Below are 24,501 nucleotides of genomic sequence, written 5' to 3'. Positions count from 1 at the left end.
CTCCTCAAGGGTCTCCTCAGCGGCACACCGCGAGCGCGTCGAGCGCCACCGCGCCCTGGCCCCGGGGCAGCACCATCAGCGGGTTGATGTCCAGTTCGGCGAGGTCGCCGTCCAGCTCGAGGGCCATCCGCTGCACCCGCAGCACGACCTCGACCAGCGCGTCCACGTCCGCCGGCGGAGCTCCCCGTACGCCCTTCAGCAGAGCCTGCCCGCGCAGCTCCCCGAGCATGTCCCTGGCCTGGTCCTCGCCGAACGGCGGCACGCGCACGGCCGCGTCGTTCAGGACCTCCACCAGGACGCCCCCGAGCCCCACCGTGACCGTCGGGCCGAAGAGCGGGTCGCGGGTCACGCCCACCACCATCTCGACCCCGCGCCCCACCATCTGGCAGACCAGGATCCCGTCGAGGTCCACCCCTTCGTAGCGCGCGATGTCGGTGAGCTCCCGGTACGCGTCCCGGACCTGGCTCGCCGAGGTCAACCCGACCTTCACCAGGCCGAGTTCGGTCTTGTGAGCGAGTTGCGCGCCCGAGGCCTTCATCACGACCGGGTAGCCGACGAGGCCGGCCGCCCGGACCGCCGCCGCCGCGCTCGTCACCAGCTGCTCGCGCGGCACCCGGATCCCGTACGCCCGGAGCAGCTGCTTCGCCGCGTGCTCGCTGAGCTGCCGGCCCGGCCGCATCAGGGCCTGTGCCTTGCGGAAGGAGGGGGACGGGGTGCGCGGGGCCTCGTCGAAGGGGGAGCGGTAGGCGGTGGTGAAGCGGTGGTGGTCGAGGTAGGCCTTGACGGCCCCGATGCAGTTGGCGAACGTACGGAAGGTGGCGACGCGCGAGGAGCCGAGCAGGGTCTCCCGGTAGGCCGCCTCCGTCCCGACCGGCGACCCCCACACCACGCACACCAGCTTGTCGGTGGCCTCGGCCGCCTCCACGAGGTCCTGCGCGAGCTTGTCGCTCATGGGCGGGAAGGGGCCGGTGATGGGGCAGATCAGGACGCCGACGGACGGGTCGGCGAGGATCGCGTCGATGATCTTCCGGCCGCGCCAGTCGCCGACCGGGTGGCCGCCGTTGTCGACGGGGTTCGCGACGTTCAGGTACTCCGGTATCCACTGGTGCAGCTCGTCCTGCTTGGCCTCGGGGAGGGTGGGCAGGTGGAGTCCGGCCGCCGTGGCCAGGTCGGAGAAGTGCGCGCCGGTGCCGCCGGAGATCGAGTACACGACGACGCCGTCCGCGACCGGCTTGCGCGCGCGGGCCAACAGGGCGGAGGTGTCCTGGAGTTGGTCGAGCCCGTCGACCCGGATCACGCCGTACTGGCGCATCGCCGCGTCCACGACCTGGTCCGCGCCGGTGAGCTTGCCGGTGTGCGAGGCGGCCATCCGTGCGCCGGTCTCGGTCCGCCCGACCTTCACGGCGACCACGGGCACGCCCTCGCGGGCGGCGCGGTCGGCGGCGAGGAGGAAGGAGCGGCCGTCCTTGAGCCCCTCGACGTAACAGGCGATGGCCCCCACCTCGGGCCGGGTCGCGAAGTACGAGATGAAGTCGGCGGTCTCCAGATCGGCCTCGTTGCCGGTCGGCGCCCAGTGGGAGAGCCGTACCCCCAGCTCCTGAAGGGTGTGGACGGGCCGTCCCTGGTGGCCCGACTGCGTGATGAGTGCGATCGCGGGCCCGTCGAGGTCGTCCCTGAACCGCTCGAAGGCGTTGAGGTTGGTGTTGGGGCCGAGGAGGCGGATGCCGGAGCGCCGTACGGCGTCGGTGAGACGTTCCTGCGCGGCGGCCCCCGCGTCGCCGGTCTCGGCGAACCCGGAGGCGAAGGCGACCGCGAACTTCACCTTGGCCTCGGCGAGCTCCTCGATCACGGGGAGCGGGTCGGCGACCAGCAGGACGGCGAGGTCGACGGGTTCGGCGAGCGCGCCGACGGACGGTACGCAGTCGATCCCAAACACGGTCGTACGGGTCGGGTGCACGGGCACGAGCCGGGCGCCGACCCGCTCGGCCCAGGCGATCAGCTGCCGCGTGATCCCGGTGTTGGGCCGCCCCTCGGCGTCGGAGGCCCCGACGACGGCGACGGACCCGGGCCGGAAGAACCGGTCGAGGTCCGGCACGGCCGCGTGCAACGGCCGCCCGCTGACGTCCACGTCGCCCTGGACGGCGGTCACGCCGTGCACGACGTGACCGCTCGGCCCGGGGTGCTCGCCGCAGGCGACCACGCGGGCGCGGAGATCGGTGGTGAAGGTGCCGTGAGTCGATCCGAGCATCGTTCCGCTCCACCCTTCCGCCCATGACGATTACCTGACGCTCAGTCAGATTACAGAACTGACGGCAAGTCAGGAATGGTCGGGACGTGAGGATCTCGGGAGAGGAAGCGCTTGTCGCCTTGCGCGCCTTCCTGATCGCCGGCGTCGCCTACCGGGCGGACGCCTTCCCGATCGCCCGCGCGATCCGCTCCGCGTCGATCGCCATCTCGCGGAGCATCCCGCTGATGGGGTTCGTGAACCCGGTGAAGTAGAGCCCCGGCGCCTCGCGCGGCGTCCGCGCCCCGTGCACCGTCGGGCGGCCCCGCTCGTCCAGGACGCCGAGGTGGCCGACGAGCGGCTCCAGGGCGCGGCGGTAGCCCGTCGCCGCGATCACCGCGTCCGGGGTGATCGCCGAGCCGTCCGCGAGGACGACCTTGTCGCCGTCGAAGGAGGCGACCGCGCTCACGATCTCCACCTTGCCCTGCCGCACGGCGTCGATCAGGCCCACGTCCTGCACCGGGATCGCCCCCTCGCGCACCCGCGAGTACAGCCCGGTGTCGGGGCGGGGCAGCCCGTGCTCGGAGAGGTCCGGTACGGCGACGCGCGCCATCAGCTCGCCCGCCTTGTCCACCAGGCGTACCGGAAGCCGTCGCACCAGGATGCCGGTGCGCTGGGCGGGCCACCCGGCCGTCGAGCGGCGCACGATGTGCGGGACCGTGCGCACCGCGAGCCGTACCCGCGCCGCCCCGCCCTCGACGAGGTCGGCCGCGATCTCGGCGCCCGTGTTCCCGGCGCCGACGACGAGGACGTCACGGCCCGCGTACGGGGCCGGGTTGCGGTACGCGCTAGCGTGGGCGAGCTCGCCGCCGTACGAGTCCAGGCCCGGCCACTCGGGCAGGCGCGGGGTGTGGTTGTAGCCGGTGGCGACGACCACGGCCCGCCCGGTCAGCCGGCGCCCGCCGGTCGCGTGCAGCAGCCAGTCCTCGCCGGCCCGCTCGACACGGTCGACCTCGACGCCGGTCACGATCTCCAGCTCGTGCACGTCGGCGTACTTCTCCAGGTATCGCACGACGTCCGCGCGGGCGACCCAGCGTCCGAAGGAGCGGGGCATCGGGAGGCCCGGGAGCGCGGAGAGCCGGCGGGTCGTGTGCAGCCGCAGCCGGTCGTAGTGCGAGCGCCAGGAGGCGCCGACCGCGTCGGACTTCTCCAGGACGACGGCCCGGACGCCCTTCGCGCGCAGCGAGGCGGCGACGGCGAGCCCGCCGGGCCCGCCCCCGATGACGTATACCGGGTGATCGGGTCTGGATTGGGGGGTGTTGACCATGAGTGCTCAGCGTAACGAGCTGCTCACTTGTTGGGTCTCGGTCAAGAGGGGGTTCGGTTGCGAAACGGTCACGCCTGGGTGGAATCCATGGAGGCGTGCGGGGGTCTTGCGCGGCCGGAGCCCCATCCGCTGAACTGACGTCCACAACTGACGTACCGTCAGATCAGATCTCGGGAGGGGCAGGTATCGCCGATGCAGACCGTCTGGCTCACCGGCGCCGAATGGCTCGCCGTCCTCCGCATCGGCCTCGGCCTGTGGTGGCTGGAGAGCTGGCGCCACAAGGACAAGAAGGGCTGGTTCGAGCGCGGCACCGGCATAGCGTGGGCGGCGGACGTGGCCGGCAAACACCGCTGGCCGTTCGTGAAGCGCGGCTTCGAGTCGATCGTCGCCCCGCGCCCGAAGCTGATGGCGTACATCGTCGTCTACGCCGAACTCGCCCTGGCCCTCGGCCTGATCTTCGGCTTCCTCACCCCGATCGCCCTGGTCGGCGGCCTGCTCCTCAACCTCCTCTACCTCGTCCTGATGATCCACGACTGGGCCGAGCAGGGGCAGAACGCGATGATGGCGCTGATCTCGCTCGTCGCGCTCTTCGCCCTGTCCTGGCAGACCTGGTCCCTCGACCACGCGATCGGACTCTTCTGATGACGGCCGCCGACCCCGACATCGACGCCTTCACCCGCCCCTACTGGGAAGCCGCGGGCGAAGGCCGCCTGCTGCTCAGGCGCTGCGCCGGCTGCGCCCGCGCGCACCACTACCCGCGCGAGTTCTGCCCGCACTGCTGGAGCGAGGACGTGACCTGGGAGCCCGCGAGCGGCCGGGCCACGCTCTACACCTGGTCGGTCGTCCACCGCAACGACCTCCCACCCTTCGGCGAGCGCGTCCCGTACGTGGCGGCGGTGGTCGACCTCGCCGAGGGCCCGCGGATGATGACCGAGGTGGTGGGGGTGGCGGAGGGAGACCTCCGGATCGGGATGACCCTGGAGGTCACGTTCCGCACGGAGGGCGAGACGACCGTCCCCGTCTTCGGTCCGGCGTCACACGGGTGAGATGTTGCGCCAGAGCTGGGCGCGGCTGCTGGAGTCGCAGGAGTACGTGTCCAGGAACGGCGTTCCGACGTTCAGGCACTCCCCGTTGCTCAGGTTCTGGATCGTCCGGCCGGAGGACGTCGTGGCGTGGATCTTCCACGTCTGCGTACTGGAGCCGTTGCAGGCGGCCACGCCGACGCCGCCGGGGTTGCCGCCCACCTGGAGGCAGCGGCCGGTGTGCTTGTTGACCAGCCGGAAGGTGCCGCCCGATCCCGCCGAGTAGGTCCAGGCGTACGAGGCGCTGCCGCTGTTGTTGGGCAGGGCACCGCAATCGTGGGTGTTGGCGAAGATGCCGTAGCCCGGGTTGTACTCGACCAGGCACTTGCCGTTGGAGGCGTTCTCCAGGGAGTACGTCCCCGAGGGTCCCGAGCCGCCGCCGCCACCGGCGGGCGGGGGCGCGGGACGCGTGGTCTTCGGGGTGGACGGCTCGGAGCCGCCTCCGGAAGCTGAGCCGCCGCCACCGTTGCCCGGTGTGGTTCCGGTGCCGCCGGCCGCCGCACCGCCGCCCGCAGCACCGGAACCGTCCGGTCCGGGCCCGGAGGGGGACGGCGTCCCGGACGAGGCCGAGGTCGAGGAGGAGGGCGTGGCGGAGGCGGACGGGGTTCCGGTCGTCGTCGAGGGCGGCGGCGTGGAGGTGCCGGGCGAGGCCGACTGCGAGGCGGAGGCGGACGGCGGCCCCGCGGCCGAGGCGTCGGGCCCGCCCTGTCGGCCGATCTGGTACGGGCCGAGGGCGACGGTCAGGGTGGTGCCGGTGGCCACGACGACGGGGACGGCGAGCATGACGAACCGCTTGCGCCGGGTCTGCTGCCTGCCGGTGGGGGCGGCGACATCGGCCCCCGCGGTGGCGGGCTGGCCGGCCCCGCGCTGGACGAGCGCGACGGTCCCGATGTCTTCGGCCGCCCCGGTGTCTTCCCCGTCCGCGTCGCCCGCGAGTTCGGCGAGCTCCTCGGCCGTGGGCGCGGTCGCGGCGAAGGCGTCCCGTGCCTCGACGGGCGCCATGACGGCGGCCGGCCAGGGGGTGTCGTCGGCGTAGTCCTCCGTCAGCTCGACGACCTCGGCGGCGGTCGGCCGGGCGGCGGGGTCCTTGGCGAGGCAGGAGCGGACGAGGTGGGCCAGGGCGGGGGCGGTCTCCGCGAGCCGCCCGAAGTCGGGGTCCGCGTGGACGACGCGGTAGAGCAGGCCGGGCCCGGAGCCGTCGCCGAAGGGAGGGCGGCCGGTCGCCGCGTACAGCAGCAGGCTGCCGAGGGCGAAGACGTCCGCCCGACCGGTCAACTGGGGGTCGGCGACCGCCTGTTCCGGGGCCATGTACGCGGGCGTACCGATGACCATGCCGGTCCTGGTCAGGCGGCTCTGGTCCGCCGCGCGCGCGACACCGAAGTCGATGAGCGAGAGGCCGTCGGAGGTGAGCATCACGTTGGACGGCTTGAGGTCCCGGTGCACCATGTCGGCGGCGTGCACCGCCCGCAGCCCGGCCGCGGCCTCCCGCAGCAGCCGCCACAGGGCCTCGGTGGGCAGCGGCCCGCCGTTCAGCCTGAGGGCTTCGTTGAGGGTGACGCCGGGGATGTACTCGGTCGCGAACCACGGCGGCTTCGCCGTCCGGTCGCTCGCGAGCAGCCGCACACTGGCCCCGCCGGGCAGCCGGGCCAGGTTGTCGAGTTCGTGCCCGAAGTGGTTCAGGAAGTCGGCGTCCTCGGCGAGCACGGGCAACACCCGCTTGACCGCCGCGAACTTCCCGGGCACGGCGCCGAGATAGACCCGCCCCATGCCTCCGGAGCCGAGTACGCCGAGTAGCTTGAAGGCACCGATCTGCCGGGGGTCCCCCGGTTCGAGCGGTATGGCGCCGCTGCCGTCCAAGCGCGCGTTGAAGTCTGCATCCCCCTGCATGATCAACAGGATAGCGAGGCTATCCTGCGCTCCGCACCACTCTTCAAGTCACAGAATCGTACGGATAGTTGGCGTGGGGCGGGCGCTTTCGGAGCGAACTTCCCGGGGAACGCCCGATGCCCGGGCTCGCGAGGAGCACCGGGCACCGGGGTGGGGCGTCGGAGCGGGGGTGCCGGTCAGAAGACGGTGGCGTTCCCCCAGTCGACGGGGTCCCAGGACGCGGAACGCGGGCGGAAGGGAGCGCGCCAGTCACCTGTGCTCTCGTAGACGTACAGCTGCCCCTTCGGGTCCGTCGTCCTCGGGTTCTTGTCGTCCACCCCGGGGACGTACGCGATCAGGTCGGGACGCCCGTCCCGCGTGGCGTCGCCGACCCCGACGACCTGCTTGTACACGTTCCAGCCGCCGCCGATCCTCGCGCGCGACGCGAACGTGCCGTCGCCCTTGCCGAGGTAGAGCCAGAGGACACCGGCCGCGTCACGGGCGACGAGGTCGCCCGCCGGAGCGCCGGCGATGTTCCCCACGGCGGCGATCTGGTTGTAGATCCCCCAGCCGCCGCCGACCTTCTTGCGGGGCCCGAGCGGTGCGCTGACGTTGCCGGTGCCCGGGTACAGCCACAGCACGCCCGCCTTGTCGGTGGCCAGCAGATCGGGCTTGCCGTCACCGGTCAGCTCGCTGCCGCCGACGATCTTGTCGTAGATGCCCCAGCCGGTGCCGATCTTCACGCGAGGCAGGAAGTTGGGGTATCTCTTGTCGTTCCTCGGGTAGAGCCAGAGCCCGCCACTCCTGTCCCGGGCCACGAGGTCGGCGTCCGGCGAGCCGCCCAGGTTGCCGGGGGCGACGACCCGGTCGTAGATGTTCCAGCCGGTACCGCCTCCTGTCGGGTACCCGGGCCAGCCGACGGGCCATGTGCTCCCGTCACGGTAGTCGCTGTCGTACATGACCAGATCGCCGTCGGCGTCGACGGCTGCCAGGTCGGGCGAACCGTTGTTGGTGAAGTCGTGCGGGGCGGGCTTACGGACCACCGTGAGCTTGCCGGTCACCTCCACCACGGGGCCGACGCCGTCGGCCGGGGTGGCGCGCATGACCCATTCGTAGTCGCCGTTGTACGCGGCGCCCCGGGAGGTGGCCTCCCCGTACCCGTCGTCACGGCTTCCGTCCCAGGTGAGGCCGACGGTTCCAGGGCCTGTGAAGCCGTCCTTGACGGTCGTCCACGACCTCCACTCGAACATCATCTGGCCGAGGGATCCAGGCCGGGCAAGTTCGAAGTAGAGGTGGACGTTGCGCCGGTTCAGCTTCATTTCCAGCGGGACGATGCCACGGTTCTGGTCGAGGTCGATGACGTCGGGGATGCTCTCACCGAGCAGCGTGAGGCCGGTCTCCTCGCCGGTGCTCGCCACCAGCTCCGTGGTGGGGGCGTCGCCGCTGCCCGCGGTGACCCGGTAGAGGCCCTCGCCGTCCGCCACCGAGCCGCCGCGCACCAGCAGGCTGCCGTCGGGCGCGGTCGTGACGCTCGTGACGTGGTCCAGCAGCACCTTCTCGGCTCCGGACGCCACGGGCCGCGCGGTGAACGGGATCCGGCGGTCGTACGGGTCGGTGGCATCCTCGCCGTACGTCACCCAGCCGCCGACCAGGCCGACCTTGAGGCCGTCAGCCGGGCCCACGAGGTAACGCTTCTCCTCGCCGGTCTTCCGGTCGGTGACGACCACTTCTCGGGGCTGCGTCGCGTCCGTGGTGTGCTCCACCCACGCCAGGTGGGTGGGCGAGAGGGCGGCGGACGCCTCCCAGGGGATCGGCCTGGTCTTCTCGTAGGTGTCGGTGACGGCGCCCGTGGCGAGATCCACCACGGCGACGAAGACCTTCTTCCAGCCCACCTCCGGGCCGATGGTGTACGTCAGCAGCGCGCTGCCCGGCAGCGCGGACGACAGGGCGAACCCGTCGGCCTCGGCGGGCAGACCGGTGACCGTGCGGTTGGACACCGTGCCGTCGGCGGAGCCGAGGAGGTGGACCTCCTTGACGCCCTTCTCGTTCACGGTCGACGCAAGCAGCGTCGAACCGACCGCGCCGAACTCGCTGTAGGTGCCCCCCAGCCCCTTCAGGTCGATCTCGACGGGCGTCGCGCTCGTGGCCATGTCCTGGAGCTTGACGACATCACCGGTACGGGTCACGACCACGTCCGAGACGGCGCCGAACGTGGCGCCCTTCGACACGAGGGTCGACCTGCCGTCCGCGTAACGCGTCCAGCGGTACCCGTCGGCCTTCTTGCTCAGGAAGCCGGCGGCGCCCGCACCGGCGATCTCGGCGCCGGCCGGGAACGGCACGACGGCCTGTTCCCGTGCGGCCGCCGCGGTCGCCGCCGGACCGGCGGCCGGTGACGCGACGGCCGGAACGGCCGGCATGCCGACGGTGACGGCCAGCACAGCGGTGACCGCCGCGCCGAGCCGCCGACGGTTCGTACGACGTGCGTGGGTCAAGATGTGTTCCTCCCCCAGAGGTACCGGGCGCAGCATGCGCCACGCCCGATACGACTGCCGACCAGGTCGCTTGGTTGTACGGGAAGCGACTTCTCGGTGAACGGGAGGGTGTGGGAACTCAGGCGATGTGGTCGTACCGGCCTGCGGTGAACGACACCGACTCACGCCCCTTGAACGGCGCGCGCCAGTCACCGGTGCCCTTGTAGAGGTACATGGTGCCGGAGCCGTACGCCACGAGATCGGGCCGCCCGTCCCGGTCGGCGTCGCCGACGCCGACGACCTGGCTGTACGTGTTCCAGCCGCCGCCGATCCTCGTCCGGCCCGTGAAGGTGCCGTCGCCCCTTCCGAGGTACAGCCAGAGGACGCCCGCCTTGTCGCGGGCGACGAGGTCTCCCGCGGGCGCTCCCGCGATGTCGCCGGTGGCGGTGAGCTCGTTGTAGATGCCCCAGCCGCCGCCGATCTTCTTGCGGGCGGAGAAGGGCGCGGAGGAGGATCCGGTGGCCGGGTAGAGCCAGAGGGCTCCCGCCTTGTCGGTGGCGAGGAGGTCGGGGCGGCCGTCACCGGTGAGGTCGGAGCCGGCGGCGATTTTGTCGTAGATCTGCCAGCCGCCGCCGATCCTCGAACGCTGGGTGAAGGCGGTGTCGCCCTTGCCCTGGTAGAGCCACAGAACGCCCGACGTGTCACGCGCCACCAGGTCGCCGGCCGCACCGCCGGCCAGGTTCCCGGCGGCCTCGATCCGGTCGTAGATGTTCCAACCGCCGCCGACGAGCCCCCGCTCTCCTTCCACCAACCTGCGGTAGTCCCCGCGCGTGTCGTAGTACGAGTCGGAGCGCCACAGCCGGCCGCTCGAGTCCCGCAGGAGTACGTCGGGCGAGCCGTTGTCGTTGTAGTCGTGCGGCGCGGCCTTGCGGACCACCGTGAACGAGCCGGATGTATCCACCGCCGGTCCGATGCCGTTCAGCGGTGTGGCCGTGAGCCGCCACATGTACTCGCCGTTGTACGCGGCGGAGGGCATGGCGAGATTCGGCGTGTGGTTGGTGAGCTCGCCGTGCCACGGAAGGGTGAGTTCGACGGCCCCGGGGGCGGACGCGTCGTGAGGGTTCGCGTAACCCACCCAGCGCCGTTCGGAGGCGGTGTGGATCAGCTCGATCCGCAGACGCGTGTTGTGCCGGCTGAAGCTCGCCTTTAGGGACAGCGTGCCGCCGTTCCGGTCCAGATCGAGCACGCCCGCCGGGAGGTTGTGGCCCAGCAGCGTGAGCTTGGTCGGCTCCCCTGTGCTCGCGACCGGAGTCGCGAAGGGCGTGCCGTCCTCCCCGAGCGATATCCGGTACAGCCCTTCCCCGTGCTCCACCGTGCCACCCATGACCAGAAGGGTGCCGTCCGGCGCCGGCAGGGTGGTGGAGTGGTGGTCCAGCAGCTTGACGGTCGCTCCGGTCTTCATGGAGCGTCCGGTCAGGGCGTACATCGGATCCGGCGTGGTGGCCCGGTCGCCGCCGCCGACGCCGTACAGAAGCCAGTCGCCCAGCAGGTCGGGTACCAGCCGGTACAGGCCGCCCAGCGCGATGCGTTCGGTCGCTCCTGTCCCCCGGTGAGCGAAGGCGAGCGCCGCGCCGGTGCGCCAGTTGTATTCGGACCAGGCCAGGTGGGTCGCCGAGGCGGCCGCGTCCGGAAGCGCGGGGAGTTCGAGGGTGTCGCGTGTCTCGACCACGGAGCCCGTGGCGATGTCCACCAGAGCGACGTGGTGGGTCTGCTCGCCGCTGGAGGGCGTGGCATACACGAGGAGGGCGGTGCCCACGGGCGCGTCGGCATCCACGCGCACGATGGAGGCGTTCGGGGGCAGTCCGACCACGGTCCGGTCGACGATCTCACCGTTCGGCTTGGAGACGAGGTGGAGATCGGTCCCGCCGGACTTGTTGGGGGCCGTCATCAGGAGCGTGGCGCCGCTCGCCCTGTGCCGTACGTAGCCGGGCAGTTCGGTCCTGTCGAACGTCACGGGAGCGACGTCGCCCGTCATGTCGCGCAGCGTCAGCTCGTCCCCCTGCGCCAGGAGGACGAGGTCGGACCCCGTGCCGTACGCCGTGCCGGGAAGCTCGGTCACGGAGCCGTCGTCGAAGCGCGTCCACCGGTAGTGGTACGTGTTCGAGGCGTCCTTGGTCGAGGTGAGGAACCCGCTCGCTCCGGCAGAGATGAGTGAGGATCCAGGTGCGACGCGGACGGCGCTCTGCTGGGTCGCGGCTGCGGGGGCCGGCGTCGGCGCGGGAGCGGCGACCGCGGTCGGGGCGGCGAGGACTCCGGCCGTGACGGCGAGCACGGCCGCGATCGACGCGGTGTGGAATCGCCGGGGAGATATGAGGGACAAGACGCGTTCCTTGAGTGGGCGGCCGGGCGGGAAGCCATGCCCGGCCGCATCGGTGGGTGTGGGTCAGGAGACGGTGGGGCTCTGCGTCAAGGCGCCGTCCACGCCGGTCAGTTCCCGCCCGCGGAAGGGGGCGCTCCAGCTTCCGGTGCCCTTGTAGAGGTATCCGGTGCCGATGCTGTAGAGGTCGCCCGGGGTGTACGCGTACAGGTCGTTGCGGCCGTCGCGGTTCGCGTCGCCGACGCCGACGAGGTGGCTGTACGTGTTCCAGCCGCCGCCGATCTTCGTGCGGGTGGTGAAGGTGCCGTCGCCCTTGCCCAGGTAGCTCCAGAGGACGCCGTTCTTGTCGCGGGCGACAAGATCCCCGGCGGGGGCGCCGGCGAAGTTGCCGACGGCGGTGATCTGGTTGTAGATGCCCCAGCCTTGGCCGACCTTCACCCGGGCGGAGTACGGCGCGCGCCAGTCACCGGTGCCCTTGTAGAGGTAGAGCCCGCCGGCGCGGTCGGTGGCGAGCAGGTCGGCCTTCCCGTCGTTGTTGAGGTCGGAGCCGGCGGTGATCTTGTCGTAGATCTGCCAGCCGGCGCCGACCCTCGTACGGGTGGCGAACGTGCCGTCGCCCTTGCCGAGGTAGAGCCAGAGGACTCCGGCCCTGTCGCGGGCGACGAGGTCCCCGGCGGGGGCGCCGGCGACGTTGCCCGCGGCCTCGATCTGGTCGTAGATGTTCCAGCCCGAGCCGACGACCGTCTTCTCCGCCTCGACCAACTGGCCGTAGTTCGCGTACGGGGAGTAGAAGGTGTCGACGCGGATCAGCCGGCCCGACGCGTCGCGCATGAGGACGTCCGGCGAGCCGTTGTCGTTGTAGTCGTGCGGCGCGGGCTTGCGGACGATCTTGAAGCGGCCGGAGGCGGTCAGGTCCGGCCCGATGCCGTTGAGCGGCTTGGCGCTGAGGTCCCAGGTGTAGTCGCCGTTGTAGGCGCTGCGGGCCCAGTCGAGATCGCCTGCCCACTCGAACGCGTACGTCGGCAGGTCCGGCTGGTCGTAGAGGTACGCGACGGTCGTCTTTCCGGTCCGGGTGTGGCGCAGCGTGACCTTCGTCTCCGCATGGCCCCGGGAGAGGTTCCAAGCGAGCGGAACCCGGCCGCCGTTGGCGTCGAGGTCGATCGTGCTCGGGACGTTGTGGCTGAGGAGCGCGAGCCTGGTCGGCTCGCCGGTGCTCGCCACGAGGGTCGCGGTCGGGACGCCGTCGGAGCCGGGCGCGATCCGGTAGACGCCTTCGCCCTGGGCGATCGTTCCGCCGCGCACGGCCTGCGTGCCGTCGGGCGCGGCGGCGGCCGACGTCAGGTGGTCGAGGAGCTTGACGGTGGTCTTCCCGTCGCCGAGGCTCCGGGCGGTCAGCGCGTTCGTGGAGCCCGGGGCGCCGTTCGCGAGCGCGCCCCGCTCTCCGTACGTCACCCAGTCGCCGACCAGGCCGACCTCGATGTTGCCCGCCCACCCGTCGTCGAGCGGGAAGCGCTGGTCCAGGCCGGTGGAGCGGGCGAGGACGACCACCACCGCCCGGTCTGTGGGGGTGGTCTCGATCCAGGCCACGTGCGTCGCGGAGACGGCGATGTCCCCGTTCGCGGCCGCCGAGGGGAGGGCATAGGTCTCCGTCACCACGCCGGTGGACACGTCGACGAGGCCCAGGAACCGCTTGGCCTCCGCCCCCGTGCCGGTGGAGTAGGTCAGCAGGCCGTGGTCGGGGGTGCCGGCCCTGACGGACATGCCCGCCGCCCCGGCGGGGAGGCCCGTCACCAGGGTCTGTCCGGCGGACCGGTGCATGTGGAGGTCCCTGCCCCCGGTCGCGTTCTGCGAGGTGGTGAAGAGGGCCTCGCCGGCCGCACCGACGTACTGGGCGAGCGTCTCGCGCGGGCCGAGGAACACGCGCGTGACCTCCCGGCCGGTGGAGATGTCCAGGAGTTTCGCGTCGGAGCCCACCCGCGTGCCCACGAGGTTTCCCGATCCGGTGCCCTGGAGGGGGTCGCTCGACGACAGGCTCTGCGGAGCGGATCCGTCCACCGGTACCCAGCGCCGCTCGACGAGCGTGCCCTCCTTGGGGAAGTTGGAGGTCAGGAAGCCCGAGGAGGTGGCCCCGAAGATCTTGTCGCCGCGCGGGAACGCGATGACGTCCTGCGCGTCCGTCCTGCCCACCGTCGTGCCTTCGGTGGCAGGGGCGGCGGTCGCCGGACCGGTGAAGGCGGTCGTGCCGACGGTCACGGCCAGAACGGTGGTGACGGCCGCGACGAGCCGGCGACGGGCGGAGGGGCGTGCGTGCATCAAGGTGTGATTCTCCTCGGAGTCCGACCAGGCGCGGTGGGCCGCGTGACGGGTGGGACTGATGAGGAGGAGGAAAGGTTGTATGCACCCTCAGAGTCTTTGGGCACGCTCAGAGTCTTCGGGCACGCTCAGAGTCGGAGTGCACGGCGATCGGCTCGCGCGCGGAACGGGGCAGACGTCACACCCCCGCCCCCCGCTCCACCAACCCCCGTACGTACGCCGCCTGCCCCGCGTGCTGGTTGTCCTCCGCGATGACGCTCACCAGGCGGACGCCGAGGGTGACCGGTGGGTCCCAGGCGTCGTCCACGACGCGGTCGAGGTCCGTGTTGGTCAGGGTGGCGAGGTGGTCCAGGCTTCGGGTGTGCACGGCGTCGTAGTAGCCGAGCAGGAGGTCCGCCGGGGCGCGGACGGCGGCGACCTGGGTGCTGGAGTGGCCGTAGCCGGTGGCGCGGGCGGAGAAGGGGAGCCCGAAGCGGGCCTTCCAGCCGTCGGCCGTCCAGACCTGCTCGGTCTCGAACACGCCCGCGATGTGGTCGTCCTGGATCCGGGTGAGGTGCCAGACCAGCCAGGCGATCGAGTTCGCGTCCTCGTCGACCCTGGCCGCCAACTCCTCCTCCGACAGCCCCTCGACGGCCCCGTGCACGGCCTCCTGGACGCGACCGAACGCGTCCACGAGCAGGTCGGCGCTTCTCATGTCACCCAGCTCCTCGTCCGGCTCGCCATTCCGCCACCACCGTCTCCACGTCGAACGGCTTCAGGTTCAGCGGCGGGCCCGGGGGCGGGCGGTGGAGGGCCTCCGCGATCCTGGTGTTGATCTCGCCGAGGATCCGCCGCACCTGCGTCTCCGAGACGGCCTCGTCGATCGCCTCCCGCGCGTCCTCGGCATCCTTGCGGAGCGCCAGCGCCGGTGGGAGGACCGACGCGCCCTCGCGGTGCATCTTCTGCTTGATCCACCACAGCTCGTCGTACGGCGCGGTGTCGTCGGTCAGGGGTCTGCCGAAGCCGGCCAGCTTCCGGAACTCGCCGCGCTCGGCGGCCTCGCGGATCTGCTTGTCCACGAACGACTCGAAGCTGACTCCGGGCGGTTTCCGTTCGGTCATACGACCAGACTAAAAGCCGTACGGGGCAAAAGGCGGTCCGGGACCAAAGGCAGGAGCCCCGCTCGTGCCCGAAGGCACGGAGCGGGGCTCCTTGGGTACTTCTCTAGCCGTGCGCGATCGCCGACCCGGGCAACTTAGGCCGGGGTGACGTTCTCCGCCTGCGGGCCCTTCGGACCCTGCGTGACGTCGAAGTTCACGACCTGGTTCTCCTCGAGGGAGCGGAACCCGGACGCGTTGATCGCGGAGTAGTGGACGAAGACATCCGGGCCGCCGCCGTCCTGGGCGATGAAGCCGAAGCCCTTTTCAGCGTTGAACCACTTGACGGTTCCGGTAGCCATAAGCCCTCCTTGGGCCAAAGGGTTGCCCTGCTCCAGAACCTGCAAACAAGTCTGAAAACTACAAAAGCCTGCGGGTCACATGCTCCGCAGGCTCTGTACTGCAAGGGAAACCAAACTGCAACTTGCGATGAGCGTAGCACGCAGGGTCTGCGACGCACTAGAGGGAAAGATCACGTCACCCACACGTTTGACGACCTTCTGACGTGCTGACGTTCGGAGCCCTGACGTGCCGACGTTCAGGGCCCACGCGCGCTGACGTTCAGGGCCACGCGCGCCGACCTTCGGCGCCACGCGCGCCCCGGCGATGTCCACCGTACGGGACGGGTCTAGCCTCGCGATGTGGACAATGCAACCGACGACCACCAGCGCAGCCGGCCCCGCGTCGGACACATCCAGTTTCTGAACTGTCTGCCCCTCTACTGGGGCCTGGCCCGCACGGGAACGCTCCTCGATCTTGAGCTGACCAAGGACACCCCGGAGAAGCTCAGCGAGCGGCTCGTGCGCGGCGACCTCGACATCGGGCCCATCACGCTCGTCGAGTACCTCCGCCACGCCGACGAGCTCGTCGCCCTGCCCGACATCGCCGTGGGCTGCGACGGGCCCGTGATGTCCTGCGTGATCGTCTCCCAGGGGCCGCTGGAGCGGCTCGACGGGGCGCGGGTGGCCCTCGGCTCCACCTCCCGTACCTCTGTACGGCTCGCCCAGCTGCTGCTCGCCGAGCAGTACGGCGTCCAGCCCGACTACTACACGTGCCCGCCCGACCTCGGGCTGATGATGCAGGAGGCCGACGCGGCCGTGCTCATCGGCGACGCGGCCCTGCGGGCCTCGCTGCACGACGCCCCGCGGCTCGGGCTCCAGGTCCACGACCTGGGTCTGATGTGGAAGGACTGGACGGGTCTGCCGTTCGTCTTCGCGGTCTGGGCGGCGCGCAAGGACTTCCTGGCCCGTGAGCCGGAGACCGTGCGCGAGGTCCACGAGGCGTTCCTCGCCTCGCGGGACCTGTCGCTCGTCGAGGTCACCAAGGTCGCGGAGCAGGCGGCGCGCTGGGAGTCCTTCGACGCCGAGCTGCTCGAGCGGTACTTCCGGACCCTGGACTTCCGGTTCGGCCCGGAGCAGCTGGCGGGGGTACGTGAGTTCGCCCGCAGGACCGGTCCGACGACCGGCTTCCCGGCGGACGTACGGGTGGAGCTGCTCGGCGCCCACCGAGGCTGAGCGCCCACCGGCGCCCACGCGTCAGGGGGACGGGACCGGGCCCTGCATCTGCTCGCTGATCCAGGCGATCGAGCCGTCCCCCATGCCCCGGACGTACGTCTTCGCGTTGTGCGTGCCGTCCTGGATGACCTGGAGGCGGGTCTTCACCGGGCCCTTCGTGTAGTCCTTCACGAACCTCTTCAGGCTGCCCAGGCCGGACTCCTTCGTTCCGATCTGGAAGGCGAGGTAGACCCGGTTCTTCTCGGTGTCCGGCTTCGTGCCGAGCGCCTTGGCCAGCTTCTCCGGGTTGTTCGCCTGCCGCGCCGCCTCGTGCCCCGCCCACAGCGGCGAGTCGGGCACGGTGTCGGGGCCGGAGGCGATCACGGCCTTGAACCGGTCCGGGCGCTGGAGCACGGCCTTGAGTCCGGCGAAGCCGCCCGAGGACGAGCCCATGAATGCCCAGCCGTCACGGGACGCGAACGTACGGAAATTCGCCCGGACGAAATCGGGGACGTCCTCGGTGAGCCAGGTGCCCATTTTCGGCTGCCCCGGAATATCGCTTCCGTCGTAGTAGTACTTGTCGTCCGGGTTGAGCACAGGCATCACCACAATGAACGGGAGGCTCTTTCCCTCCTGCGACCACGAGCTGATGCTCGACTGGAGTTTGAGGTCGGTCCCCATCCAGTAATTCATCGGGTAGCCGTTTCCGCCCGGGAGTGCCACGAGGACGGGGAAGCCGCTCTTCGCGTACTTCGGGTCGAAATACTGCTTCGGCGCCCACACCCACACCTTGCCCGTGAAACCGGACTTCGCGCCGGAGAGCGTGGTCACGCCGATCTTGGTGCCGTCGTCCAGGGTGTTGGCCGTCGTGAAACTCGCCTTGGGGCCGGTGGGGAGAACCGTTTCGGGCCCGCCGCCGGTGCCCTTGCCCGCGCCGTCCTTGCCCGTGCCCCGGCCGGGGTCCTTCGCCTGTTGGCTCGTGTTCGTGTCACCCGTGGGGGTGTCGAACGTGAGTGGCGCGCCCTCGTCGGAGCAGCCGGTCACCAGGGCGGCCGCGGTGCCGAGAGCGAGGGCGGTGGCGAGGAACCTGGGGAGGCGGTTCATAGGGCGACTCCGGATGTTTCGGACGCGAAGGTCGATTACGGAACGGGCTACGGAAGGGAGGAGGGGCGTGGTGGGCGATCGGTTGGCTGGGTACCGTTCCGAATCGTGGTGATCCGGCCCACGGCTCGGCCCATGGTTCAACCCATGGTTCAACCCATGGCTCGGCCAACGGCTCGGCCCGCGGCTCGGCTCACGCTTCGGCCAACGGCTCGGCCCGCGGTTCGGGCCCCGCATCGGGGTAGGGCCATCAGAGGTACGGCCATCTAGGGGGAGACATGCAGCCGCTCGACGCGGGGGAGCCCAGGACCATCGGCGCGTACCGGATCCTCGGCCGGCTCGGTGCCGGCGGGATGGGGCGCGTCTATCTGGCCCGTACGGAGGGCGGCAGGACCGTCGCCGTCAAGATCGTGCACCCGCACTTCGCCCTGGACGAGCAGTTCCGGGAGCGGTTCCGGCGCGAGGTGGCGGCGGCGCGCCGGGTCGGTGGCCGGTGGACGGCGCCCGTCCTGGACGCGGACCCCGACGCGCCCGTCCCGTGGGTCGCGACCGGGTACGTCGCCGGGCCGACGCTCACGCGCGCCGTGGAGACGGCCGGGCCGCTGCCCGAGCACTCGGTACGGGCCCTGGGCGCCGGTCTCGCCGAGGCGCTCGCGGGCGTGCACGGGCTCGGCCTCGTCCACCGGGACGTGAAGCCGTCCAACGTGCTCGCCACCCTGGAGGGCCCCCGCCTCATCGACTTCGGCATCGCGCGGGCCACCGACGGCACGGCCTCGCTCACCGCGAGCGGGGTCTCCATCGGCTCGCCCGGCTACATGGCGCCCGAGCAGATCCTGGGGGCCGGCGCGACCGGCGCGTCCGACGTCTTCTCGCTCGGCGCCGTCCTGGCGTTCGCGGCGAACGGGGCCCCGCCCTTCCCCGGCGACACCTCGGCGGCCCTGCTCTACAAGGTGGTCCACGAGGAGCCCGAACTGGGCGCGCTCTCGGGGGAGCTGCGTGACCTGGTGACGGCGTGTCTCGCGAAGACCCCGGCGGACCGCCCGACCCCGACCGCCCTCGCCGCCGCGCTCGCCCCGGCCGGGGCGGCGGCCCTGGTGGCGTCCGGCTGGCTGCCGCCCCGCCTCCTGGAGGAGATCAGCCGAACCGCCGTACGCCTCCTGGACATCGACGCGGCCCTCGACGAGGCGCCCGCCCCCGAGCACCCGTCGGGCCCGGTGCCGTTCACCGCCCCCTCCGCGGACGGGGGCCTGACCGGCCCGCCGTCGGGCGTCTTCGGCCCTCCGACCACCCTGCCGCCGCACCACGGCGTCTACGGCCCCCCGCCGGTCACACCCGCCACACCCGCCACACCGGCCACGCCTGCCACAGGCCACCCGGCCGACGCCGTACCCACCGCCCCCGGCGAGCGGCGGGCGACCTTCGCCGTGGCGGGGCGGCGGGTGAGCTGCACGCTCGCCCTCGCCGTCGCGGGCGCGCTCGCGGCCGTGACGCTCGGGGCCGGGTTCCTCTATGACCTGCTGCCCGGCGGCACCAGGGGCGACGACGCGGGCAGGAACGGCGGGACCGGGACCAGCTCGAAGCCCCCGGCGGCGACGGAACCGACGACCAAGGCCCCGACGAACCCCACGGAGAGCCGCACCCCCAGTCCCAGCCCCACCCCCACCGACGCGTCCCCCGTGGCCTCCGTCCCGGCCGCCTTCCTCGGTACCTGGACCGGGCCCACCACCGAGCGCAACGGCTCCCCGCACGGCGACTTCACCGCCGTCGTGACCAAGGGGCGTACCGGCGAGGACATCGTCCGTACCACCCACACCATCAGCCTCCTGGGCACCACCGTCAGCTGCCACGGCATCGGCAGACTCAGCTCCGCCACGGCCGCCGAACTCAAGATCGCCGACCGCACCGACCCCGACCGCCCCGGCACCGAGGGCCTCTGCACCACCGGCACGTCCTCCTTCACGCTCACCCTCGGCGCCGACGGGACCCTGGCCTACCGCTCCGCCGAGGAGGCCGCGGGCCGACCGACCGGCACCCTGCGGAAGTCCTGAGAAGTGCTGGCGTAGGCTGGTTCGGCCCGCCAAGAAGCCCTAGAACCCCTCCGAAAGGGACGCACCCGGTGACCGAGAAGGCCGACCTCCAGTCCGTGCTCGACCGCGCCGCCGAGGGCGGCCGGATCACCCCCGAGGAGGCGCTCGACCTCTACCGCTCCGCGCCGCTGCACGCGCTGGGCGCGGCGGCCGACGCGGTGCGCCGCCGGCGGTACGCGGGGACCGAGCACATCGCGACGTACATCATCGAGCGGAACATCAACTACACGAACGTCTGCGTGACGGCGTGCAAGTTCTGCGCCTTCTACGCGCCGCCCAAGGACACCGCCAAGGGCTGGACCCGCGACCTCGACGACATCCTGCGCCGCTGCGCGGAGACCGTGGAGCTCGGCGGCACGCAGATCATGTTCCAGGGCGGGCACCACCCGGACTTCGGCGTCGAGTACTACGAGAAGCACTTCGCGGCCATCAAGAAGGACTTCCCGCAGCTGGTCATCCACTCCCTCGGCGCGTCCGAGGTCGAGCACATGGCCCGGATCTCCGGCGTCTCCGTCGAGGAGGCGATCACCCGGATCCACGCCGCCGGTCTCGACTCCTTCGCCGGCGCCGGCGCCGAGCTGCTCCCGGAGCGGCCGCGCAAGGCGATCGCCCCGCTCAAGGAGAGCGGCGAGCGGTGGCTGGAGATCATGGAGATCGCGCACAAGCTCGGTGTCGAGTCGACGTCCACGATGCTGATGGGCACGGGCGAGACGAACGCCGAGCGGATCGAGCACCTGCGGATGATCCGTGACACGCAGGACCGGACGGGCGGCTTCCGGGCCTTCATCCCGTACACGTACCAGCCGCAGAACAACAAGCTGCGTGGCCAGACGCAGGCCACGCTCTTCGAGTACCTGCGGATGATCGCGATCGCCCGTCTCTTCCTCGACAACGTCGCCCACATCCAGGGCTCGTGGCTGACCACGGGCAAGGAGATCGGCCAGCTGACGCTGCACTACGGCGCGGACGACCTCGGCTCGATCATGCTGGAGGAGAACGTCGTCTCCTCGGCGGGCGCCAAGCACCGCTCCAACCTGCGCGAGATGATCGACATGATCCGTACGGCGGACCGCGTGCCGGCGCAGCGCTCCACGACGTACGAGCACCTCGTCGTCCACGACGACCCGGCGAACGACCCGGTCGACGAGCGGGTCGCCTCGCACATCTCCTCCACCGCGATCGCGGGCGGTACGGCCCACCCGGAGCTGAAGCTCCTGGACGCCAACTGATGTGCCTGTGCTGACGATCCACGTCGCCGAGGCGTCGCCCGAGATCGCCGTCCTGGTCGACGGCGCGCGCCTCGCCGCCGTCGGCCCGTACGAGGACCTCGTCGCCGTCCGGCCCGAGGCACGGGTACGGCACTGGCCGGGCATCCTCACGCCCGGGCTGCTGAACCCGTACGCCCCCGAGCTGCTCGAAGGCACCTACCACCCGGACCCGCGGGAGGCCGAGGAGTTCGGCACCGAGCCGATCACGGGGGAGCGGGCACGCGCGATCTTCAGCGCCGACCCCGCACGCCGGGGCGCCTCCGCACGGCGCGGCGTGCAGCGGATGCTGGCGCACGGCACGGTCGCCGTCGCGGGTGAACTGCGCGGCCGGGCCGCCGTGGACGCGGTCCGCCGGGCGGGCCTCGCCGTCGGCCGGCGCCCCGAGGTCCTCCCGGGCCCGCCGTCCTTCTCGCCGGTCCCGCTCGTCCTCCTCCCGCGCCTGGCCCCGGGCGCCCCGGCCCGCTTCGCCGTCTTCGACGTCCCCGACCCGGCCACCCTCGTCCGCCGAGGAGCCTCGACCTGCGTGGCGACGGTCATCGAGGGCCGCCTGGTCCACCGCCGCCGGTAACGACGAGCGGCGCCCGGGCCGGGCCCGCCCGTGGATCGGGCGGGGCGCCTGCGAGAATGGGCCGGTCCGTCCCAAACGAAGCCGTACCCGAGTCTGCGAGGCCGAACGCCAGTGACCCGCGCATCCCTGGACAAGCAGCCGCACGAAGTCGCCTCGATGTTCGACGACGTCGCGGCGAACTACGACCTCACCAACGACGTGCTCTCGCTCGGCCAGGACCGGCGCTGGCGCAAGGAGGTCGCCAAGGCGGTCGACGCCCGCCCCGCGCAGCGCGTCCTGGACCTCGCGGCCGGTACGGCGACCTCCTCGCAGCCCTTCGCCCGCGCGGGCGCGTACGTCGTCCCCTGCGACTTCTCGCTCGGCATGCTCCAGGTCGGCAAGAAGAAGCACCCGTGGATGCCGTTCACCGCCGGCGACGGCATGAACCTCCCGTTCCGCGACGACGTGTTCGACGCCGTGACCATCTCCTTCGGGCTGCGCAACATCCAGGACACCGAGGCCGCGCTGCGCGAGCTGTACCGCGTGACGAAGCCCGGCGGCCGGGTCGTGATCTGCGAGTTCTCGCACGCCACCTGGGCCCCGTTCCGCACGGTGTACGAGGAGTACCTGATGCGCGCCCTCCCGCCGGTGGCCCGCGCGGTCTCGTCCAACCCGGACGCGTACGTGTACCTCGCCGAGTCCATCCGGTCCTGGCCCGACCAGCCGACCCTCGCCGGCCTGCTCCAGAAGGCGGGCTGGTCGAAGGTCGCCTGGCGGAACCTCTCGGGCGGCATCGTCGCCCTGCACCGGGGCTTCAAGGCCTGAGGGCCCGGGCACCCGCCCGCCATAGACTGCAACCGCAACCGACTGCCTCCACCTCGACCTTCGGGAGACCCCGCCGTGACCGAGCAGCCCCTCTCCGAGCACAGCGCTGATGTGATCGTCGTCGGGGCGGGCCCGGCCGGTTCGACGACCGCGTACTACCTCGCCAAGGCCGGACTCGACGTCCTGCTCCTGGAGAAGACCGCGTTCCCCCGCGAGAAGGTCTGCGGCGACGGGCTCACGCCCCGCGCCACCAAGCAGCTCGTCTCCATGGGGATCGACATCTCCGAGGAGGCCGGCTGGCTGCGCAACAAGGGCCTGCGCATCATCGGCGGCGGTGTCCGGCTCCAGCTCGACTGGCCCGACCTCGCCTCGTACCCCGACTACGGACTCGTCCGCAAGCGCGACGACTTCGACGAGCAGCTCGCGCGCCAGGCGCAGAAGGCCGGCGCGCGGCTGTACGAGCGCTGCAACGTCGGCGCGCCGATCATCGACGACCGCACCGGCCGCATCACCGGCGTCAGCGCCAAGCTCGGCGAGGAGAAGCGCGAGGTCACCTTCCACGCGCCGCTCGTCGTCGCCGCCGACGGCAACTCGACCCGGCTCTCGCTCGCGATGGGCCTGCACCGGCGCGAGGACCGGCCGATGGGCGTGGCGGTACGGACGTACTTCACCAGTCCCCGCCACGACGACGACTACCTGGAGTCCTGGCTGGAGCTGTGGGACCGGCGCGGCCCGCAGGACCGGCTGCTGCCCGGCTACGGCTGGATCTTCGGCATGGGCGACGGCACGTCCAACGTCGGCCTCGGCATCCTCAACTCCTCCTCCGCCTTCCGCGAGCTGGACTGGCGCGAGGTCCTCAAGGCCTGGTGCGCCTCGATGCCGGAGGACTGGGGCTACACCCCGGAGAACATGACGACCCCGATCCGCGGGGCCGCGCTGCCGATGGCCTTCAACCGACAGCCGCACTACACCAAGGGCCTGCTGCTCGTCGGTGACGCGGGCGGCCTGGTCAACCCGTTCAACGGCGAGGGCATCGCGTACGCCATGGAGTCCGGCCAGATCGCGGCCGACGTCATCGTCCAGGCGCACGCCCGCGCGACCCCGGCCCAGCGCGAACTGGCCCTGCACAACTACCCGAAGATCCTCAAGGACACCTACGGCGGGTACTACACGCTCGGCCGCGCCTTCGTGAAGATCATCGGCAACCCGAAGATCATGAAGATCGCGACCCAGCGCGGCCTGTCCCACCCGGTCCTGATGAAGTTCACGCTGAAGATGCTCGCGAACCTGACCGACCCGACCGGCGGCGACGCGATGGACCGCATCATCAACGGTCTCTCGAAGGTGGCCCCGAAGGCCTGAACGCCCGCCGGTAGTCCGACGGGGAGACCCCGACGGTACGGGTGAAGTGGTGGCGCAGGTTCGCCGCCGTACCGAGCCCGCTGTGGTCGCCGATCTGCTCCACCGGCAGATCGGTCGACTCCAGGAGCGTCTGGGCGCGCGCGACCCGCTGCTGGAGCAACCACTGCAGCGGCGTGGTCCCGTACGCCTCCCGCACCCGGCGGTGGAACGTGCGCGGCGACATCCGGGCGCGCAGCGCGAGCCCCTCCACGGTCAGCGGCTCGGCCAGGTGCTCGGTCGCCCACTGCAGTACGGGTCCCAGGCTGTCGCCGTCGGCGGGCGGCACCGGGGCCTCGATGAACTGGGCCTGGCCGCCGGTGCGGTGGGCCGGGACGACCAGCCGCCGGGCGAGCTGGCCGGCGACGGTCGCGCCGAGGTCCTTGCGGACCAGGTGCAGGCAGAGGTCGAGCGCGGCGGTGGCCCCGGCGCTCGTCAGGACCGTTCCCTCGTCGGTGTAGAGGACCGAGTCGTCCACGATCACCTCGGGGTACCGGGCGGCGAGCTGCGCGGTGTGCTGCCAATGGGCGGTGGCACGGCGGCCGTCGAGCAGCCCGGCGGCGGCGAGCGCGAACGCGCCGGTGCACAGGGAGACCATCCGCGCCCCGGACGCGGCGGCCGCGCGCAGCGCCTCGACCAGGTCGGCCGGCACGTCCTCGCCGTCGTCCACGACCGCTTCGGGCACGGACGGCACGATGACCGTGTCCGCGCCGACGAGCCCGTCGAGGCCGTGGTCCGTACGGACGGAGAAGACGCCCGCGCCGCCCGCGTCCCCGCACAGCCGCAGCGTGTACCAGGGGTCGGCGAGGTCGGGGTGGGGGACGCCGAAGACCGTGGCGGCGATGGAGAGTTCGTACAACTCCCAGAGCGAGGTGCCGACCCGCTGGTCCGGTACGACAGCGATGGCGACGGTCCCTGTGGTCATGGAGCCGACCCTACGGCAGGAATTTTGCGGGCGTCGTCGGTCCTGCCACTGTCGGCCGGAT

At 71.7% G+C, this 24,501-nt stretch carries 19 protein-coding genes; 8 read left to right on the top strand and 11 right to left on the bottom strand.

All coding sequences use genetic code 11. The features are described from left to right. Positions 1 to 16: 16 nt before the first annotated feature. Together ACWCO8_RS26225 and ACWCO8_RS26220 are read right to left on the bottom strand one after the other, a co-directional pair. Positions 17 to 2,248 (bottom strand): acetate--CoA ligase family protein, encoded by a 2,232-nt coding sequence (locus tag ACWCO8_RS26225; protein WP_451034321.1) that lies wholly within the window; start codon positions 2,246 to 2,248, stop codon positions 17 to 19. Positions 2,249 to 2,396: 148 nt separating this feature from the next. Beyond that, on the bottom strand, positions 2,397 to 3,551 hold the full coding sequence (locus ACWCO8_RS26220) for a flavin-containing monooxygenase (RefSeq protein ID WP_451034320.1): 1,155 nt from the start codon (positions 3,549 to 3,551) through the stop codon (positions 2,397 to 2,399). Between the two features lie 192 nt (positions 3,552 to 3,743). On the opposite strand from ACWCO8_RS26220, the gene ACWCO8_RS26215 reads away from it, so the two are divergent. After that, positions 3,744 to 4,193, top strand: a complete 450-nt coding sequence (locus ACWCO8_RS26215) for a DoxX family membrane protein (protein WP_451034319.1) — start codon at positions 3,744 to 3,746, stop codon at positions 4,191 to 4,193. Then, on the top strand, positions 4,193 to 4,597 hold the full coding sequence (locus ACWCO8_RS26210; RefSeq protein WP_451034318.1) for a Zn-ribbon domain-containing OB-fold protein: 405 nt from the start codon (positions 4,193 to 4,195) through the stop codon (positions 4,595 to 4,597). Before ACWCO8_RS26215 ends, ACWCO8_RS26210 begins: the two co-directional genes overlap by 1 nt. On the opposite strand, the gene ACWCO8_RS26205 is transcribed toward ACWCO8_RS26210, so the two are convergent. The 7 genes from ACWCO8_RS26205 to ACWCO8_RS26175 all read right to left on the bottom strand — a co-directional run bounded on the left by ACWCO8_RS26205 (position 4,586) and on the right by ACWCO8_RS26175 (position 15,098). Beyond that, positions 4,586 to 6,520, bottom strand: a complete 1,935-nt coding sequence (locus ACWCO8_RS26205) for a serine/threonine-protein kinase (RefSeq protein WP_451034317.1) — start codon at positions 6,518 to 6,520, stop codon at positions 4,586 to 4,588. The genes ACWCO8_RS26210 and ACWCO8_RS26205 overlap by 12 nt on opposite strands. Positions 6,521 to 6,696: 176 nt before the next feature. Further along, entirely contained in the window at positions 6,697 to 8,991 is a 2,295-nt protein-coding gene (locus ACWCO8_RS26200; RefSeq protein WP_451034316.1) for an FG-GAP repeat domain-containing protein, read from the bottom strand. Between the two features lie 118 nt (positions 8,992 to 9,109). Beyond that, on the bottom strand, positions 9,110 to 11,350 hold the full coding sequence (locus tag ACWCO8_RS26195; RefSeq protein ID WP_451034315.1) for an FG-GAP repeat domain-containing protein: 2,241 nt from the start codon (positions 11,348 to 11,350) through the stop codon (positions 9,110 to 9,112). 63 nt (positions 11,351 to 11,413) lie between these two features. Further along, positions 11,414 to 13,660 (bottom strand): FG-GAP repeat domain-containing protein, encoded by a 2,247-nt coding sequence (locus ACWCO8_RS26190; RefSeq protein ID WP_451034314.1) that lies wholly within the window; start codon positions 13,658 to 13,660, stop codon positions 11,414 to 11,416. A 178-nt stretch (positions 13,661 to 13,838) separates the two neighbouring features. Then, positions 13,839 to 14,354 carry a mycothiol transferase gene (locus ACWCO8_RS26185; protein WP_451034313.1) on the bottom strand — a complete coding sequence of 172 codons (516 nt, stop codon included), beginning with the start codon at positions 14,352 to 14,354 and terminating at the stop codon, positions 13,839 to 13,841. 1 nt (position 14,355) lies between these two features. After that, positions 14,356 to 14,760 (bottom strand): DnaJ family domain-containing protein, encoded by a 405-nt coding sequence (locus tag ACWCO8_RS26180; protein ID WP_451034312.1) that lies wholly within the window; start codon positions 14,758 to 14,760, stop codon positions 14,356 to 14,358. 134 nt (positions 14,761 to 14,894) lie between these two features. Then, positions 14,895 to 15,098 (bottom strand): cold-shock protein, encoded by a 204-nt coding sequence (locus ACWCO8_RS26175; protein ID WP_003967102.1) that lies wholly within the window; start codon positions 15,096 to 15,098, stop codon positions 14,895 to 14,897. 339 nt (positions 15,099 to 15,437) lie between these two features. On the opposite strand from ACWCO8_RS26175, the gene ACWCO8_RS26170 reads away from it, so the two are divergent. Beyond that, positions 15,438 to 16,310, top strand: coding sequence for a menaquinone biosynthetic enzyme MqnA/MqnD family protein (locus ACWCO8_RS26170; RefSeq protein ID WP_451034311.1), 873 nt, complete (start codon positions 15,438 to 15,440; stop codon positions 16,308 to 16,310). Positions 16,311 to 16,331: 21 nt separating this feature from the next. Here the strand turns inward: ACWCO8_RS26170 and ACWCO8_RS26165 are convergent, their stop codons facing one another. Beyond that, a complete protein-coding gene (locus tag ACWCO8_RS26165) occupies positions 16,332 to 17,393 on the bottom strand; it encodes an alpha/beta hydrolase (RefSeq protein WP_451034310.1) in 1,062 nt (353 codons plus the stop codon). A 275-nt stretch (positions 17,394 to 17,668) separates the two neighbouring features. Between ACWCO8_RS26165 and ACWCO8_RS26160 the strand changes: the two genes are divergently transcribed. The 5 genes from ACWCO8_RS26160 (at position 17,669) to ACWCO8_RS26140 (ending at position 23,479) form a co-directional block, all read left to right on the top strand. Continuing rightward, positions 17,669 to 19,438, top strand: coding sequence for a serine/threonine-protein kinase (locus ACWCO8_RS26160; RefSeq protein ID WP_451034309.1), 1,770 nt, complete (start codon positions 17,669 to 17,671; stop codon positions 19,436 to 19,438). A 68-nt stretch (positions 19,439 to 19,506) separates the two neighbouring features. Further along, positions 19,507 to 20,706 (top strand): cyclic dehypoxanthinyl futalosine synthase, encoded by a 1,200-nt coding sequence (mqnC, locus tag ACWCO8_RS26155; RefSeq protein WP_362007074.1) that lies wholly within the window; start codon positions 19,507 to 19,509, stop codon positions 20,704 to 20,706. Positions 20,707 to 20,713: 7 nt separating this feature from the next. Next, the gene (locus ACWCO8_RS26150; RefSeq protein WP_362007071.1) at positions 20,714 to 21,313 is read left to right on the top strand and encodes a hypothetical protein; all 600 of its coding nucleotides are present in this window, start codon (positions 20,714 to 20,716) and stop codon (positions 21,311 to 21,313) included. Positions 21,314 to 21,424: 111 nt separating this feature from the next. Next, entirely contained in the window at positions 21,425 to 22,117 is a 693-nt protein-coding gene (locus tag ACWCO8_RS26145) for a demethylmenaquinone methyltransferase (protein WP_451034308.1), read from the top strand. Positions 22,118 to 22,192: 75 nt separating this feature from the next. After that, on the top strand, positions 22,193 to 23,479 hold the full coding sequence (locus tag ACWCO8_RS26140) for a geranylgeranyl reductase family protein (RefSeq protein ID WP_451034307.1): 1,287 nt from the start codon (positions 22,193 to 22,195) through the stop codon (positions 23,477 to 23,479). Here the strand turns inward: ACWCO8_RS26140 and ACWCO8_RS26135 are convergent. Continuing rightward, positions 23,445 to 24,440 (bottom strand): helix-turn-helix domain-containing protein, encoded by a 996-nt coding sequence (locus tag ACWCO8_RS26135; RefSeq protein ID WP_451034306.1) that lies wholly within the window; start codon positions 24,438 to 24,440, stop codon positions 23,445 to 23,447. The genes ACWCO8_RS26140 and ACWCO8_RS26135 overlap by 35 nt on opposite strands. Between the last annotated feature and the right edge of the window lie 61 nt (positions 24,441 to 24,501).

It is taken from the genome of Streptomyces sp. NPDC001927 (assembly GCF_053594455.1).
This window is presented reverse-complemented; position numbering and strand designations above follow the sequence as displayed.

Excerpts from the sequence above, each read along its gene's own strand:
- ACWCO8_RS26225 (WP_451034321.1), bottom strand. The coding sequence starts at position 2,248 with ATGCTCGGATCGACTCACGGCACCTTCACCACCGATCTCCGCGCCCGC.
- ACWCO8_RS26185 (WP_451034313.1), bottom strand. The coding sequence starts at position 14,354 with ATGAGAAGCGCCGACCTGCTCGTGGACGCGTTCGGTCGCGTCCAGGAG.
- ACWCO8_RS26135 (WP_451034306.1), bottom strand. The coding sequence starts at position 24,440 with ATGACCACAGGGACCGTCGCCATCGCTGTCGTACCGGACCAGCGGGTC.
- ACWCO8_RS26220 (WP_451034320.1), bottom strand. The coding sequence starts at position 3,551 with ATGGTCAACACCCCCCAATCCAGACCCGATCACCCGGTATACGTCATC.
- ACWCO8_RS26205 (WP_451034317.1), bottom strand. The coding sequence starts at position 6,520 with ATGCAGGGGGATGCAGACTTCAACGCGCGCTTGGACGGCAGCGGCGCC.
- ACWCO8_RS26210 (WP_451034318.1), top strand. The coding sequence starts at position 4,193 with ATGACGGCCGCCGACCCCGACATCGACGCCTTCACCCGCCCCTACTGG.
- ACWCO8_RS26175 (WP_003967102.1), bottom strand. The coding sequence starts at position 15,098 with ATGGCTACCGGAACCGTCAAGTGGTTCAACGCTGAAAAGGGCTTCGGC.
- ACWCO8_RS26180 (WP_451034312.1), bottom strand. The coding sequence starts at position 14,760 with ATGACCGAACGGAAACCGCCCGGAGTCAGCTTCGAGTCGTTCGTGGAC.
- ACWCO8_RS26190 (WP_451034314.1), bottom strand. The coding sequence starts at position 13,660 with ATGCACGCACGCCCCTCCGCCCGTCGCCGGCTCGTCGCGGCCGTCACC.
- ACWCO8_RS26215 (WP_451034319.1), top strand. The coding sequence starts at position 3,744 with ATGCAGACCGTCTGGCTCACCGGCGCCGAATGGCTCGCCGTCCTCCGC.
- ACWCO8_RS26165 (WP_451034310.1), bottom strand. The coding sequence starts at position 17,393 with ATGAACCGCCTCCCCAGGTTCCTCGCCACCGCCCTCGCTCTCGGCACC.
- ACWCO8_RS26160 (WP_451034309.1), top strand. The coding sequence starts at position 17,669 with ATGCAGCCGCTCGACGCGGGGGAGCCCAGGACCATCGGCGCGTACCGG.